Below are 15,965 nucleotides of genomic sequence, written 5' to 3'. Positions count from 1 at the left end.
GAGATCACCCGCACACGATCTCTGCAGACACAAGCCACAGTTACGTGACGCATCTGATCGAGTTCGGCTACCCCGAGCGGTTCGTGCAGGACCAGGTCGGACACCGGCACGGATCCACGACCGCGCTCTACACCTGGGTCTCGGACGAGTATCGAAACCGCCTGCTGGAGGCCCACTTGCAGCGCCAGGCAGTCCGGCCAAGCGCACGACGTTCGCGCACAACGAAGGGAAACTCCTGATGACCAAGACCAGGGAGTGCGCTGGAACCTGCGGAAACTGATGGCCGCGCAGGACCTGTTCCAGACCACCGAGCTCGTGCCGTTGCTGGCGGAGAGGGGCATCCACCTGTCTCGGGAACAGGTCTACCGACTCGTGACACAGCCACCCCAGCGCTTGTCGATGGACACGCTGGCAGCCCTCTGCGACATCCTGACCTGCACACCGAACGACCTAATCGAAGTCGTCGAGGTCCGCCAACAGGTCGCCAAGCCGACCGCCACCGGGGAGATCGGAGCCGCAGCACCGCCGGCGCGACGCACCCAGCTCCGGCGCCCGGAAGGGCTGTGAGCCGCCAGGCGGATGGGCCCGCTGCTGCCGCGACCCACAAGGCCCTGACCGGGAAGACCCTGGCAGGCTGCCCCGGAGACTGGCACCGGAGGTGGCGGCCGCCGTGGTCGCTGAGCTGCCCAAGCAGGCCCGATTCGCCGCCCTTAAGTAGGAAACCGCGCCCATCCATCAGACCGCGAACCACCGAGCCGCCTCGGTCGGAACCGCTCAAACCGTGAATATCAATCACTACAGCCCCACCGATGAGAAGGACGCTTAGTCGCTGTAGCTACGGAGCCAGATGAGTTGGAATTGCATCCGGCCCTGACATCGCTCCTCGCGACGGGGCAGTCGCGCTAAACCGCTGAGCCCTCGGATTCTAATTCCGCTCGCCGACGGAGATCCGCACGGTTTTGCTGCGCGGGGGGGCCTATGCCTTTGGTCAAGGCATTGAGGCGTCCGCAGAGGCTTTGGGGCGTCAGTGGACCGTGACGGGTGCAATAGTTGGCGCCGCGCGAGGCGAATGGGCTTGTTAACTGTGGGGGGGGGAACGGGTGGAGCGGATCACTGAGGACCAAGTCAACCGGCTGGTCCGTTTCGTGCGGGACCGCATCCCTGACTCGGCTTCGCTTCAAGGTGAAGCCCGCCGCACGGCGACAGCCCTTCGTCTGGCCGCGGACAAGCAGATCTTTGCAGTGCGCTTTCATCGGACCGCTCCGCCCGCGAACGGGGCAACGACTGATGTGGCAGCCGCCGCATGGAACCTTTTGGTCGCCCTCGCTGGAATCTGGCACGACCACCCTGAGTTCCCCGCTGATGCCGCCAGGGAGACGTTCGAGTTTGACTGCGATGCGCCTCTCTAGCGGTTCTCACGCCGGTGTGGCAGGCCGAGGATCGTAGAAGGTTCCGTCGCGGAGCATCGCAAATAGCACGTCGGCCCGCCGTCTGGCGAGGCAGAGCAGGGCCTGGGTGTGGTGCTTTCCTTGGGCGATCTTCTTGTCGTAGTAGGCCCGCGATGCCGGGTCGCCGAGTGCAGCGAACGCGGAGAGGAAGAAGGCCCGTTTGAGCTGCTTGTTTCCTCTCCGGGAGGGGTGTTCACCGCGGATCGAGGAGCCCGAACTCCGGGTGGCAGGGGCGAGACCGGCGTAGGCGGCGAGGTGGCCGGCGGTCGGGAAGGTGCTGCCGTCGCCGACCTCGATCAGGATCCGTGCTCCGGTCCTGACGCCGACTCCCGGCATCGACCTCAGGACCTTCGAAAGAGCGTGGTCCTCCAGGAGTTCCTCGATCTGCCCGGCCAGCAGTCTCCGCTGGTCAAGCACGGCGGTCAGGGACCCGGCCAGGCTCGGGACGATCAGCGCGGCTGCCTCGGTCCCCGGAACCGTCACGGTCTGCTCGTCCAACGCGGCGATGATGTCCTCGACCAGACGCTCGGCCATCCTCGGGGCCTTCGGCCGCAGGAGGGTGACCAGGCGGCGTCGGCCGGCCTTGCGGATCTGGGCCGGTGAACCGAACCGCTCCAGCAGCGCGAGGACGGCCGGGTGCTGCAACCGCGGCCCCAGCACCCGTTCCAGCGACGGATGGATCTGGGTCAGCAGGCCGTGGAGCCGGTTCGCGACCCGAGTGGCCTCGCCGGCCAGGTCGTCGTCGAACCCGACGACCATCTCCAGCTCGGCGATCGTCTCGTCCTCACCGTCGATCGCCCGCAGCGTGTGAGGCATCGCCCGGGCCGCGTCCGCGATGATGAACGCGTCCTTCGCATCCGTCTTCGCCTCGCCCGGGTAGAGATCGGCGATCCGCCGCATCGTCAGCCCCGGAAGGTAGGCCACGGGGCAGCCCATGTCCCGGGCCACGGCCAGCGGCAGGGCCCCGATCGAGGCCGGCTGGTCGACCACGACCAGCACCGTTCCGTGCTTGGCCTGCAACTTGGCGAACAGCTCGCGGAGCTTGGGTTCGGTGTTGGGTAACCGCTTGTCGAACGCCTTCTTCCCGGCCGGGGTGACGGCGGTGGCGTGGTGTTCGCCCTTGCCGACGTCCAGGCCGAGGAAGACGTCGATGTCGCCGGTGTCGATCACGTGCAGGCCCCTCCGCTCACGCTTTCGTCCGGCCTTGCCTCGGCACCGAGCTGCCACATCCACGTTACGGAGAGCTCTTCCGGCTCGGGTGAAGCCGGTGCTCAAGCCCCTCATCAGCGGTCCGTCGATGCCTCCGGGCCCGGTGACACCACCCCCCGGATCATGAACAACAAGGGGGGGGAAGTCATGCCGGACCCGAAGGCCGGAGGCCCCATTGCGGAGCCACGAAAAAGGTAACGGGGGGGTAGGACAAACGACTGTTGCTCTGGCAGTGCCTACCTCGGGGGCTACGCGATGCGAAACCGGTCCAAGTCTGCGGTTGAGTCTGCTTTCCTGACCGTTCAGGACCCCGCTAAGTAAATGGGCATCTCGGTGAACACCCCCTATATCTGGCGCCACCCTTGGCAAGGGCCGCCCCGCTTAATACTCCAGCTGTAGATCGTGATCTTCATGTCTGGGCTGCGGCTTGTCGGCGGTAATGGCTGATCTGTGATCGTGCCTGGTGGCGTCGTCGCCAGTCGGACCAGCCGAGCCGGTGGGCGAGGTCGTTCAGCGGCCGGACGGTGACGGCGAGGAACAGGTGCTGGATCTCGTTGCAGGTCAGCGGGGCCAGGTCGTCCGGTCCGGCGCGATGTGTGTGTTCGTCTGCGCGGACGACTGCGAGGAAGGCATGAGCGAGCATGGCGAGGGTGACCCAGCGGCTCCAGGACGGGTAACGGCGGACCTGGTGTTCATCGAGTCCGGCCAGGCCCTTCTCGATCTGGAAGGTCTCCTCCACCCGCCACCTGGATCCGGCCGTCCTGACCAGGGTGTGCAACGGGACCGGCCCGGTGGAATGGCAGCGGTAGTAGGCGAGTTCTCCGGTGGTGCGGTTGCGCCGGATCAACAGCTGACGGTGGCCGGGCGCCGGGTCGGTGAGGTCGATGACGGCCCAGTCGTAGTAGCGGTGCCCCTTCGCGCCGCGTCCGGCGGACAGTTTCTGCCAGGCCCGCTTCGGGAGCTTCCTGGCCAGCGCGTCGGCGCGGAACGTGCCCGCACCGGTGGTCACTTCGGCCGAGCAGGCCACTGCGAGGACATAGCCCAGGCCGCGTTTTTCCAGGGCGGACCTCAGTTTCGGGTTGCCGCCGTAGACCTCGTCGCCGGTCACCCAGTCGATGCGGTGCCCGGCGTCCAGGAACCGTTCGATCATCGTGCGGGCCAGCTCCGGCTTGGTGGCGAAGACGGTGTCCTCGACGAGCCCGGCCGCCCGGCATCGGTCCGGGTCCGAGGTCCACGAACGCGGGACGTACAACTCCCGGTCCACCGCCGCGTGCCCGCGGGCGCCCGCATAGACGAGGTAGACGGCGACCTGGGAGTTCTCGATCCGTCCGGCGGTTCCGGTGTACTGGCGCTGAACCCCGACGGTGCGGGTGCCCTTCTTCACATCGCCGGTCTCGTCCACGACCAGCACTGCCGCCTCGTCGTGGACATGTTCGACGACGTACTCGCGCACGTCGTCCCGCACGGCATCGGCGTCCCAGGCGGCCCGGCATAGCAGGTGCTGCATGCCATGCGGGGTCTCTCCCCGGCCCACTCCGCGATCGTCCAGCAGTTCTTGCGCGGCAGGTCTGACAGCAGCCCCAGTACCAACCGCCCAGCCCGCAGCCGGGGCTCGACCCGGGCAAACCGGCCTGCGATGCGGCCCATGGCCACCTCGAACACCTCCCGCCAACGGCCTGGATCTATGCTGTGACCTGCGGCCACTGTCTCTTCGTCAGTCCACACAACTCACGATGATCAACGGGGGCCGCACCCGTCACCGCACCGGCCCTGGCTATCCGCGCACTGGCCATCACGTACGGTCTGCGGCATGACGGCAGAGGATTCGAAGGCCCAAAAACCCCGGGTGCAGTTGGTCATTGGCATCATCCGCCAAGGCGACGAGATCCTGCTCGTGCGAGAGAGTCTCGGCGCCGCCGGCGAGATCCTCTGGTCGCTGCCCGGTGGCGGGGTCGAGGACGGCGAGCTCATGCACGAAGCCCTCCGGCGCGAGCTACGGGAGGAGACCGGCCTGCTGGTAGGCGACCCGGTGCGGACCGCATTCCTCATGCATCGACTCCGAGCCCTACCCTTCGGCACTGGCCGCTGCCTTCGAGATCGACGAGTGGTCGGGTGACATCGCGCCACAGGACGACGACATCAAACAGGCCGCCTTCTTCCCCCTGCCCGACGCCCTGAAGCTGCTCGGCGAGCTGGACAGCGCAACACAGCGGGAGCCCATCGTCGGCTATCTGACCGGGGATGTCGCGCCCGGGACCACCTGGCTGTACCGCAACCGAGGTAGAGACGAGACGCTGGTCGCCCGCTGGTGACGCCAGACGATGGCCACCACACGAAGATCACGATCTACAGCTGGAGTATTAAGGGTGGGGACGTCGGGCAGGTGGCGGGGCCCCTCGTCGATCAGACGTGGTCGTTTTGACGCGACCGGCATCGGGCGCCGCGAGGTCGCTACGGCGACAACTGTGCGTAAAGAGTGATGACCCATCAGGTGTTTCTGACGCACCGTCATGCAATCAAGATCATCTTGCACGTGCGTTGCACAAGGTGCTGAAAAGCAACAGTGATCAGTGAAGGGCCCTGAAAGTAAGTATTAGCAGGTCAGATGGCACGTTGCGGTGTTGTGCCCCGTGGGCTCAAGGGGCACAACACCCCGCCCCTCAGATGTCCCGGAAGATCTCGATCTGCGCCCCCACCGAGTTCAGCCGCTCCGCCAGCTCCTCGTAACCGCGGTTGATCACATACACGTTGCGCAGTACGGAGGTTCCCTCGGCCGCCATCATCGCGAGCAGCACCACCACGGCCGGGCGCAGGGCCGGCGGGCACATCATCTCCGCCGCGCGCCACCGGGTCGGGCCCTCGACCAGGACCCGGTGCGGGTCGAGGAGCTGGAGCCGGCCACCGAGGCGGTTGAGGTCGGTGAGGTAGATCGCGCGGTTGTCGTAGACCCAGTCGTGGATCAGGGTCTGGCCGTGGGCCGAGGCCGCGATGGCCGCGAAGAACGGCACGTTGTCGATGTTGAGGCCCGGGAACGGCATCGGGTGGATCTTGTCGATGGGCGCCTCCAGTTTGGAGGGCCGGACCGTCAGGTCGACCAGGCGGGTGCGCCCGTTGTCAGCGGCGTACTCCGCGGTGCGGGCGCAGTCGACGCCCATCTCCTCCAGGACCGCGAGCTCGATCTCCAGGAACTCGATCGGCACCCGGCGGATCGTCAGTTCCGACTCCGTGACGACGGCGGCGGCGAGCAGGCTCATCGCCTCGACCGGGTCCTCGGAGGGGGAGTAGTCGACGTCCACGTCGATGTTCGGCACGCCGTGCACGGTCAGCGTCGTCGTGCCGACACCGTCCACCCGTACGCCCAGCGCCTCCAGGAAGAAGCAGAGGTCCTGGACCATGTAGTTGGAGGACGCGTTGCGGATGACGGTGGTGCCGTCGTGCCGGGCGGCGGCCAGCAGCGCGTTCTCGGTCACGGTGTCGCCGCGCTCGGTCAGCACGATGGGGCGGCCCGGGGCGACGGAGTGGTCGACCTGCGCGTGGTAGATGCCCTCGGTCGCGGCGATCTCCAGGCCGAAGCGACGCAGCGCGATCATGTGCGGCTCGATGGTGCGGGTGCCGAGGTCGCAGCCGCCCGCGTACGGCAGCTTGAACCGGTCCATGCGGTGCAGCAGGGGGCCGAGGAACATGATGATCGACCGGGTCCGGCGGGCCGCGTCCGCGTCGATGGCGTCCATGTCGAGCCGGGCCGGCGGGATGATCTCCAGGTCCGTGCCGTCGTTGATCCAGCGTGCGCGCACCCCGATGGAGTTCAGCACCTCCAGGAGGCGGTAGACCTCCTCGATCCTCGCCACCCGGCGCAGCACCGTACGGCCCTTGTTGAGCAGCGAGGCGCAGAGCAGCGCCACACACGCGTTCTTGCTGGTCTTGACGTCGATGGACCCGGAGAGCCGGCGCCCGCCGACCACCCGCAGGTGCATGGGGCCGGCGTAGCCGAGAGACACGATTTCACTGTCGAGTGCTTCACCGATGCGGGCGATCATCTCAAGGCTGATGTTTTGATTGCCGCGCTCGATGCGGTTCACGGCGCTCTGGCTGGTGGCGAGCGCCTCGGCGAGCTGACTCTGTGTCCAGCCCCGGTGCTGACGGGCGTCACGGATGAGCTTGCCGATACGTACGAGGTAGTCATCTGACATGCCGGAAGGTTATCTCAGATATGAGATGAAGATCTTGGTGGGGTGTGGCGTTCGGGTGACGGGAGTGTGGGAGGGGTGCGACCGTACGTGCCGTGGCGGTGGGGCCGTTGCTCATGTTCCGGCCGGTGGCGCCGTTCGGCGCGTGTTGCGCACCCATCGGCGCAGCCGGCGGGTGGGGGCGGGTGGCGGATGTCCGGACCGGGCGCATGGGTGCGTTGCTCCCGTACGGCCGGGTGCGCCACCGGAGGGCCCGATCGGGTGACAGGGGCCGGCCTGTTGTCCTTGGGCAACGGAACCAGTCGTCCGCCGCGCGCTGACCTGCGGCGCCTGGCTTGATGGGCAGGGGATCACGTGACGGCGCCCTCGTCCGTCGGCACCGGGACGTTGGGGTGGTCGCCTAGTACGCGCTGCCGGCTGCCGACGGCATCGGCGGCCCGGCCGTCGCCGACCTGCGGCGTCGCCAGTACGCGTACGTCAGGATGCCGAGCATGGGGCCCCACAGCACCAGAGGGGCGTAGGAGGCGTAGAAGTAGACGGTCTCCCAGCCGCCGGCCTTGCTCGGGAAGTCGGCCGGCAGTGGATCGCCGTTGATCTTGGACTGGGTGGCCGTGGTGATGATCGCGATGACCGTGAAGACCAGGGTCAGGATCGTCGCCCCGATCGCGGCCGGGACGACCGCGGCGGCCGGCGGTACCCGCCGCCCGCCGAATCCCGGCATCCAGCGCGGGAACACCTCGCCCCAGCGGGCGACCAGTCCGACGGCCGTGAAGGCAGGGATCTCGGAGATGAGGGTGAGGAAGACGACGTAGCCGTTCATCGTTCGGTCCGCGATCGATCCGCCACGCTTGTCCGCGGTGAGCAGCACGCCCAGGCGCCAGATCCCGGACGGGAGCACCACCAGCGGCACCGCGTAGGCGGCTCGCCGGGCCCAGCGCGGCACCCCTGCGGCGGGCTCGTGCAGCGCACGCCACGTCCGAGGCGGGCGGCCCTCGCGGCGTGGCGTGTTTGCTGCTTCGTCGCTGGTCGTGGTCGGCCTGGCCTGGAACATCTGCGCTCCTAGTCCACGGGGCGGATCGGCCCGTGCGCTTCGAGACTCGCAGCAGGCGAGGCCGGTCGGGATCGCTCCACGGACCGAACAGCCTTCGCCGGGCGGGCGAGCGCGAATCCGGACGCTCCGCCTCGGGGATGACGGGTCACCGCGGGACGACTCGTCCGTGCGGCTGAGTTCACTGGCAAGGAAGCCGGAACGACTGGGTCCGCTGTCGAACGCCTGTATTCAATGACAGCGGACAGGGGTGGCCGGACATGACCCGTCCACGGTGATGTACTAGAGTTATCTCGACATCGAGATATATGCCGAAGGCGCACAGCGGGCCACCGTTCGGTAAGGGTTACCTAACTAAGCCTTACCTTAGCGGATGTCCGGCTCGCCGAAGGCGGCACCACGCGGCGCCCGCCGAAGTGAGGCGCGGCGCGGAGTTACGCGCACATTGATGAAGGAGACTGTCGTGTCGGCGAACAGCTTCGACGCCCGCAGCACGCTGCGCGTGGGCGACGAGTCGTACGAGATCTTCAAGCTGGACAAGGTCGAGGGCTCCGCGCGCCTCCCTTACAGCCTGAAGGTGCTGCTGGAGAACCTGCTCCGCACGGAGGACGGCGCGAACATCACCGCCGACCACATCCGGGCGCTCGGCGGCTGGGACTCCCAGGCCCAGCCCAGCCAGGAGATCCAGTTCACGCCGGCCCGCGTGATCATGCAGGACTTCACCGGTGTGCCCTGTGTCGTGGACCTCGCCACCATGCGTGAGGCCGTCAAGGAGCTCGGCGGTGACGCGACGAAGATCAACCCCCTCGCCCCGGCCGAGCTCGTCATCGACCACTCCGTGATCGCCGACAAGTTCGGCACGAACGACGCGTTCGCGCAGAACGTCGAGCTGGAGTACGGCCGTAACAAGGAGCGCTACCAGTTCCTGCGCTGGGGCCAGACCGCCTTCGACGAGTTCAAGGTCGTCCCCCCGGGCACCGGCATCGTCCACCAGGTGAACATCGAGCACCTGGCCCGTACGGTCATGGTCCGGGGCGGCCAGGCGTACCCCGATACCCTCGTCGGCACCGACTCGCACACCACCATGGTCAACGGCCTCGGTGTGCTGGGCTGGGGCGTCGGCGGCATCGAGGCCGAGGCCGCGATGCTCGGCCAGCCGGTCTCCATGCTCATCCCGCGCGTCGTCGGCTTCAAGCTGACCGGCGAGCTCCCGGCCGGCACCACCGCCACCGACCTCGTGCTGACCATCACCGAGATGCTCCGCAAGCATGGCGTCGTCGGCAAGTTCGTCGAGTTCTACGGTGAGGGCGTCGCCGCCACCTCCCTCGCGAACCGCGCCACCATCGGCAACATGTCGCCGGAGTTCGGCTCCACCGCCGCGATCTTCCCGATCGACGACGAGACGCTGAAGTACCTGCGTCTGACCGGCCGCGACGCACAGCAGGTCGCGCTCGTCGAGGCGTACGCCAAGGAGCAGGGTCTCTGGCTCGACCCGGCCGCCGAGCCCGACTTCTCCGAGAAGCTGGAGCTCGACCTCTCCACGGTCGTTCCCTCCATCGCCGGCCCGAAGCGCCCGCAGGACCGCATCATCCTCGCGAACGCCAAGGCGCAGTTCGCCCAGGACGTGCGCAACTACGTCTCGGACGACGAGGAGGCGGGCAAGGAGTCCTTCCCGGCCTCCGACTCGCCGGCCGCGACCAACGGCGTCCCGTCGAACCCGGTCACCGTGACCGCCCCCGACGGCACCACGTACGAGCTGGACCACGGCGCCGTCACCGTCGCCGCGATCACCTCCTGCACCAACACCTCGAACCCGTACGTCATGGTCGCCGCGGCGCTCGTGGCGAAGAAGGCCGTCGAGAAGGGCCTGACCCGCAAGCCGTGGGTCAAGACCACCCTCGCCCCGGGCTCGAAGGTCGTCACCGACTACTTCGACAAGGCGGGTCTGACCCCGTACCTCGACAAGGTCGGCTTCAACCTCGTCGGCTACGGCTGCACCACCTGCATCGGCAACTCCGGCCCGCTGCCGGAAGAGGTCTCCAAGGCGGTCAACGACCACGACCTGGCCGTGACCTCGGTGCTCTCCGGCAACCGTAACTTCGAGGGCCGGATCAACCCCGACGTCAAGATGAACTACCTGGCGTCGCCGCCGCTGGTCGTCGCGTACGCCATCGCCGGTTCGATGAAGGTCGACATCACCAAGGACGCCCTCGGCGTCGACCAGGACGGCAAGCCCGTCTTCCTCGCCGACATCTGGCCGTCCGAGGCCGAGGTGAACGACGTCGTCGCCAACTCCATCGGCGAGGACATGTTCAACAAGTCCTACCAGGACGTCTTCGCGGGCGACGCCCAGTGGCAGGCGCTCTCGATCCCCACCGGCAACACCTTCGAGTGGGACGCCGAGTCCACCTACGTCCGTAAGCCCCCTTACTTCGAGGGCATGACGATGGAGACCACCCCGGTCTCCGACATCACGGGCGCCCGCGTCCTCGCCAAGCTGGGCGACTCGGTCACCACCGACCACATCTCCCCGGCCGGTGCGATCAAGGCCGACACCCCGGCCGGCAAGTACCTCACGGAGCACGGCATCGAGCGCCGTGACTTCAACTCCTACGGCTCGCGCCGTGGTAACCACGAGGTCATGATCCGCGGCACGTTCGCCAACATCCGCCTGCGCAACCAGATCGCGCCGGGCACCGAGGGCGGCTTCACCCGCGACTTCACCCAGGCCGCGTCTGCGGGCGATGCCCCCGTGTCGTTCATCTACGACGCCTCGCAGAACTACCAGGCCGCCGGCACCCCGCTCGTCATCCTGGCGGGCAAGGAGTACGGCTCCGGCTCGTCCCGCGACTGGGCGGCCAAGGGCACCGCGCTCCTGGGCGTCAAGGCCGTCATCGCCGAGTCCTACGAGCGCATCCACCGCTCGAACCTCATCGGCATGGGCGTCCTCCCGCTCCAGTTCCCGGAGGGCCACACCGCCGAGACCCTGGGCCTCACCGGCGAGGAGGCCTTCTCCTTCACCGGCGTGACCGAGCTGAACGACGGCACCACCCCGCGCACCGTCAAGGTCACCACCGACACCGGTGTGGAGTTCGACGGCGTCGTCCGCATCGACACCCCCGGTGAGGCGGACTACTACCGCAACGGCGGCATCCTGCAGTACGTGCTCCGCAGCCTGATCCGCAAGTAGGCATCAGCGGCAGTACGGCGAGAGGGCCGCACCCCCGGCGACGGGGGTGCGGCCCTCTCGTATGTCAGTTGGTCCGGGGGGTCTGGATGGATGAGTTCCCTAGCGCGGGCAACGCATGCTCCACATGACGTCTCGTCGTTGTGGCAGATCTTCCGGGGAGAATGCGTCGTCGATACCACGCACCGCGGTTACTCGCTGGCACTGGACATATCCCTCGACGCTCGCTGACCTGAGAGCGACGATAAGGCGATGTCGCCGCCATTTTGGATCCAGTCCGGATGCCCGATAGATCTTCTGGGATTCGCGAACGCCAACCGAATGAACCTCAAGGCCTTCGTACCTGGTGGCAAGCTGCATGAAATCGACACCTTCGAAGAGGAGGTCAATTCCGTGAAAATCCGTATCGTCGTCACCGGCAGCGCGAAGCAGCAACTGGGAATGCCCGACACCGTACCGCCATACCTTGAAGGTGTGCTCGGACTCGAAGAGAACTGATGACTGGCTGCTGCTACTCAAAGGGGTTGTCAACCTTAATACCTCCCTCGTACCAGGTTATTCTGCTCCAGGCTCCGGGCGACTGGCTGATTTGGTAGAGCTCCCAGTCGGTAAGGCCCTCGAAATCTCTTGCCGGATCAACACTTTCCCCTCGGGCTGCCGCCGCTCGGGCGTTTCCGGAGCCGATCCCATTGAGGTTGAATGAGATGCGGGTGGTACTGTCGGACTTGAGGAACTCCTTCACGTGATTATACCACTGCTTATTATCTGGCCAGTGCTTGTACATCTCTGCGCCATGGTCCATTGCAAATTCTTCCAATTCGAATGGATTGGTCGACGTTTCAGTCCGCCCCAGTGCTATATGTGAGCAACCGGAATTATGGACCAAGATCGACGTCTGGCCGGCCATGACGTAATAGGTGTGCAGATCGTCGACCGTGAGGTTATAGGTTCGTGCATACCGCGCGGATGAAACATTCTTCTGCACTGTGACGCGGGATCCGTTGGCACTCAGCAAGGCTGTGCCGGGTCTGAGATCGGCTGCCCGAGTCCACTTTCCCGCAGAAGAATTCCAGAAAGGGTGCTCGTAGGTTGCTGTGACCTTTTCCGTACCCCTCCGCGTGCCCATCGTCAGCGTGTTGAAGAGCTTGTCGTGTTCGGTGACGACGAGGCGGGTGACATGCCGCGTACCCTTTCTTCCGCTGAGAGGGTCGGCCGCCATGACCTTATCGCCGAGCTTCACGTCCTCGATGTTTCGCGTCTTGCCGTTGCCCAGGAGTACCTTCGTACCCGCGGGGAAACACGTCTCGCATATTGTCGTAAGGGCTCGGAGGGTTTCGTACGAAACCTTCAACAAGCGAAGCTTGGAGCTGATGGTCACATCTTTCATCAGCTCGGCGCAAGCCCACAGGTCGTGGTTGATGCAATCTTCCAGGTCGCTGAGACCGGAAATTGCCTTGCCGATCTCGAACAATGCTGTGATGGTAGGTTCGAGCTTTTTGGACAGTGAAAGCGTGGTGCAGAACGGATCGGTCGGGGGCTTCTTGTCGCAGTAGAACGGGTCATTTTCTGGCGGGCATCCCAGAATCCCGCACTTGCGCATGCGTTCGGCCGGTGTGTCCTGGCGAAGTTTCTCGCGCTCGGCTTTTGCCTCCTCCTTTATCTTTGCGATAGCAGCCTGCAATGCCTCCGTGCCGGCTGTGCGGGCGGCTTCGGCGTCTTTTCCAGCGTCGATCGCAGAGGCGCGTGCATTTTTGGCTTCGGTCCATGCGCTGGCTGCCGAAACGTGTGCCAGTTCCGAGGAGACCGTCGCATCGGCAGCCGAGACCGCAGCCTTTGTCGCGGCTTGCTGCGCGGAGGCTGCAGCACCTTGTGCAATGCGCGCAGACTCGGCGGCTTGAGCAGCCGAGGCGGCCGCATCCGCTGCCGACTTACTGGCCTGATCGTCGTAATAGTCAGCAAGATCCGAGGAAGCGGCGGCTGCGTCTTTATACTTCTGGGCATCCTGCGCTGCTTTGCGCGCCAGCGCTGCAACCCGATTTGCCTCGGAAGCGTCCGCTTGGGCGGTTGCTGCCACGCTGGTCGCTCCGAAGATCAACCCCTGAATTTGAGCTACGTGTGTGGCGCTCAAGAGGTCCTTGCGAGCAGCCATGTACTGACCGGACTCGATGAAGTTGTGCAGAAGCTCCGCCGGCCCTTCCAATGCGATGCGGGCAGCCGCCTTCAGCTCGGACCCGCCGCTGGAAACGAGCTGGGCTGCTCGAACGCGCTCATCCTGCTCGCGAGCGACGGTTTGCCCACTACCCAAGAAGTCGCGGTATGCCTGGAGAGTCCCCGCAGCGAGCGCCGCCTGCCCGGCCTCCTTGAGTACGGGGCCCCCGACTGAAGCCACTTGCGCGATGCTGACACGAAAGTCTTCTCGGCCGGCTTCGTACTGACCAGAGGCGAGGAAGGTGGAGATCGTAGTGGCGTCGCCCATGAGCGCCTCCTCCGCAGCGTCACTCACCGATGTGAGAGGGCTGTCCACGGACAGGCGCTCGACCTGGGACCGGTCGTCCGCCTCAGCTGCCTCCGTCCAGCCTGTGCGAACGTATTCCGTAACGTCCTGATCCGTTCCGGCCACGGCTGCTTCCGCCGCTGCTCGGCTCCACGGGCCGCCGTCCTGCATCACCAGAACAGCCAGCTTGCGACCACCCCTTACCACTGCGGTGGGGTCGGCGTCAGGCTTGGCCGCTTCTGTGGCCAAGCGCTGTGCCTCGGCCACGCGGTCCTTGCCCCGCTGAATACTCGCGGCGCGAGCAACCTCGCGGGCTTCGTCTTCTTCCTTGAGATCCTTGGCCCGCTCGATACCGGCGTTCGTTCGTGAGAGAAGTTCAGCCGCCTCAACTTCGCGCGCCAGAGCGGTCACGGACTTTGCTTCTTCGACTGCCGCGAGTGCGGCATCAGCAGCCACCTGGGCCGCTGTGGCATGTGCAGTGGATTTCGTCGCTGCGCTGGCAGCATCGCCCGCGTGGTCCGCCGCTTCATTGGCCGCCGTTGCCGAAGCGCGGGCATGCTTTGCCGCAGATGTGGCCGCATCCCTTGCTTGGCCCGCAGCGACGGCGGATTTGCGGGCCAGTGTCACAGCTGCGTTGGCCGCGCGGGTCGCTTCCTGCGCGTGACGACGCGCTGCTGCTGCAGCTGCTCGGGCCGCAATGGCTCGGCTGTCGCTTTGATCCGCGTAGCTGCTTGCCTCCGTTGCCGCGTTGGCCGCGGCCATCGCGTTGGCCCCGGCGCCGGCAGCAGCCTGGGCAGCGTCACCGGCGGCAGTGGCAGCGATAGTGGCTTGGTCGGCTGCCGCAGCACCCACTTCCGCGCTGTGCGCCGCGGCATTGGCTTCTTCCGCGGACTTTCGAGCTGCTGCGGCCTTGGTGGCGTCGGTAGCAGCGGCGGCAGCGGCGCCCCGTGCGCGTGCCGACGCCCGGGCTGCGCCGGCGGCCGCTGAGGCTGCTTGTGACGCTGCATTGGCGGCGGTGCGCGCAGAGTTGTTCGCTGCTTGCGCAGAGGAAATCGCCTGCCGCGCAGCGGCGGCTGCTTGGCCGGCAGTTGTAGCTGCGCGTGCCGCTGCGCTCGCAGCCTTGTTGGCGTCGCTACCGGCCATGGCAGCCTCGGAGGCTGCTTGAAGCGCCGCCGCCTTGGCCAGTTTCGATGACTCGACTGCACGTGCTGCGGCGTCCGTGGCCGCTACGGTTTCTGCCGTAGCCTGACGTCCTGCCTCTTGGGCCAGTTCGGCCAACTGAGAAACGGTCAGGTGCTCTTGATCACGTGCTCGGGCTACATGTTGGCCCACTTCAAGGAATTCCCGAATCTCATCAGGGGAACCACTCAGAGCGAGCCGACCCGCTGCTTGGACCGCCGGCCCTCCCGTGCTCAAGATCTGAGCGACCTGTATCCGCTGATCCTGATCGCGTTGCGCGTACTGTCCATCGGTCAAAAACTTTCTTACATCTTCGGCCGTGCCATTGAGGGCGGCCCTACCAGCTGTCTGGACACCGGGTCCACCTTCGTCGATTATCTGAGAAGTACGCACTCGCTCGTCCTGCTCGAGAGGGTTCTTCCAGCCGAAATCGAGGAACAACTTTAGGTCTTCTGGCGTTCCGCTCAGCGCCTGCCGGGCTGCTTCGATGGTGTTCTGGCCGCCAACGCTTGCAATTTGGGCGGCATAGACCCGGTTGTCTTGATGTGCATTGTTCGACAACTCGTCCAGGAATCGCTGAACATCTGTATCATCGCCTGACAGCGCCACCTCTGCGGCTGCTTTTACGCCAGGACCGCCTATTTTCCAGAAATTGAGAACACGCCCGCGGTCGGTCGGCTCCACTGAGGTGAGTTCAGTGTGTGAATTAAGTGTGGATTCCTCGGCGGCGGCGGGTGCCGTGCCGATTAGTCCTGAAACGAGAATAAGGGGAAGCAGAGTGAGGGTAATCGCATGAATGGCGCTTTTTGTCTTTGCCATAATAGCCTTGTGGATTGCATGTCTTTGCGAGGCTTGATTCATCTCATCACCTGACGATTGTTCGATGTGGGAACGTGGATTGTGGCCACTTGTTGAGTAGAGGGGTCCTTGTGCAGCCTCTTTTCCCGACGTATTCAGGATTCGCAATGCCTTCAGCCGTGGCTGAGGGTGCAATGATTCTTCGGGCGACTCATGGCAGGCGAGATCCGGCTGGTGGTTTACGATGTGCCGCCTAACCCTCAAGGCGTTGCTCCTGCTGATGCAGTCAGAAGGGGGAACGCTGAGCTGACCTCAGGGCGGCGCACCGATGGTGTCTGGTTGCCGCCGACAGCACTGGTGCCCGGCCGGCGACGGGAATTGCAGGTGTAGTCCAAGCAGTCAGGACCCCGCTGGC

The 15,965-nt window shown here is 65.8% G+C and carries 8 protein-coding genes and 2 pseudogenes; 5 read left to right on the top strand and 5 right to left on the bottom strand.

Annotation, left to right across the window (positions count from 1 at the left end):
* Positions 1–35: 35 nt before the first annotated feature.
* Together OG959_RS06490 and OG959_RS06485 are read left to right on the top strand one after the other, a co-directional pair.
* Positions 36–239: pseudogene (locus OG959_RS06490) on the top strand (tyrosine-type recombinase/integrase); the annotation flags it as partial.
* Positions 240–255: 16 nt separating this feature from the next.
* Positions 256–567: a helix-turn-helix domain-containing protein gene (locus OG959_RS06485; RefSeq protein ID WP_326657189.1), complete on the top strand. Its 312-nt coding sequence runs from the start codon at positions 256–258 to the stop codon at positions 565–567.
* Between the two features lie 848 nt (positions 568–1,415).
* On the opposite strand, the gene OG959_RS06480 is transcribed toward OG959_RS06485, so the two are convergent.
* Together OG959_RS06480 and OG959_RS06475 are read right to left on the bottom strand one after the other, a co-directional pair.
* Complete coding sequence (locus OG959_RS06480; RefSeq protein WP_442805544.1) at positions 1,416–2,618, bottom strand: IS110 family transposase; 1,203 nt, start codon at positions 2,616–2,618, stop codon at positions 1,416–1,418.
* A 448-nt stretch (positions 2,619–3,066) separates the two neighbouring features.
* Positions 3,067–4,304: pseudogene (locus tag OG959_RS06475) on the bottom strand (IS701 family transposase).
* A 163-nt stretch (positions 4,305–4,467) separates the two neighbouring features.
* Here OG959_RS06475 and OG959_RS06470 point away from each other — a divergent pair.
* Positions 4,468–4,773, top strand: coding sequence for an NUDIX hydrolase (locus OG959_RS06470; protein WP_326657188.1), 306 nt, complete (start codon positions 4,468–4,470; stop codon positions 4,771–4,773).
* Positions 4,774–5,317: 544 nt separating this feature from the next.
* On the opposite strand, the gene OG959_RS06465 is transcribed toward OG959_RS06470, so the two are convergent.
* Both OG959_RS06465 and OG959_RS06460 read right to left on the bottom strand, forming a co-directional pair.
* Complete coding sequence (locus OG959_RS06465) at positions 5,318–6,847, bottom strand: helix-turn-helix domain-containing protein (protein WP_326657187.1); 1,530 nt, start codon at positions 6,845–6,847, stop codon at positions 5,318–5,320.
* Between the two features lie 397 nt (positions 6,848–7,244).
* Entirely contained in the window at positions 7,245–7,895 is a 651-nt protein-coding gene (locus OG959_RS06460) for a hypothetical protein (RefSeq protein WP_326657186.1), read from the bottom strand.
* Positions 7,896–8,355: 460 nt separating this feature from the next.
* Between OG959_RS06460 and acnA the strand changes: the two genes are divergently transcribed.
* Both acnA and OG959_RS06450 read left to right on the top strand, forming a co-directional pair.
* Positions 8,356–11,082, top strand: a complete 2,727-nt coding sequence (gene acnA, locus OG959_RS06455; protein ID WP_326657185.1) for an aconitate hydratase AcnA — start codon at positions 8,356–8,358, stop codon at positions 11,080–11,082.
* A gap of 318 nt (positions 11,083–11,400) precedes the next feature.
* Complete coding sequence (locus tag OG959_RS06450) at positions 11,401–11,577, top strand: hypothetical protein (protein ID WP_326657184.1); 177 nt, start codon at positions 11,401–11,403, stop codon at positions 11,575–11,577.
* A 13-nt stretch (positions 11,578–11,590) separates the two neighbouring features.
* On the opposite strand, the gene OG959_RS06445 is transcribed toward OG959_RS06450, so the two are convergent.
* Positions 11,591–15,613, bottom strand: coding sequence for a polymorphic toxin-type HINT domain-containing protein (locus OG959_RS06445; RefSeq protein WP_326657182.1), 4,023 nt, complete (start codon positions 15,611–15,613; stop codon positions 11,591–11,593).
* Positions 15,614–15,965: the final 352 nt, after the last annotated feature.

The sequence above is a fragment of the Streptomyces sp. NBC_00385 genome (assembly GCF_035917155.1).
In the GTDB taxonomy this organism is placed as follows: Bacteria; Actinomycetota; Actinomycetes; order Streptomycetales; family Streptomycetaceae; genus Streptomyces; species Streptomyces poriferorum.
The sequence above is the reverse complement of the archived record's forward strand: the minus strand, read 5'-3'. Positions and strand labels throughout refer to the sequence as shown.

Excerpts from the sequence above, each read along its gene's own strand:
- OG959_RS06445 (WP_326657182.1), bottom strand. The coding sequence starts at position 15,613 with ATGAATCAAGCCTCGCAAAGACATGCAATCCACAAGGCTATTATGGCA.
- OG959_RS06465 (WP_326657187.1), bottom strand. The coding sequence starts at position 6,847 with ATGTCAGATGACTACCTCGTACGTATCGGCAAGCTCATCCGTGACGCC.
- OG959_RS06470 (WP_326657188.1), top strand. The coding sequence starts at position 4,468 with ATGACGGCAGAGGATTCGAAGGCCCAAAAACCCCGGGTGCAGTTGGTC.
- OG959_RS06450 (WP_326657184.1), top strand. The coding sequence starts at position 11,401 with ATGAACCTCAAGGCCTTCGTACCTGGTGGCAAGCTGCATGAAATCGAC.
- OG959_RS06460 (WP_326657186.1), bottom strand. The coding sequence starts at position 7,895 with ATGTTCCAGGCCAGGCCGACCACGACCAGCGACGAAGCAGCAAACACG.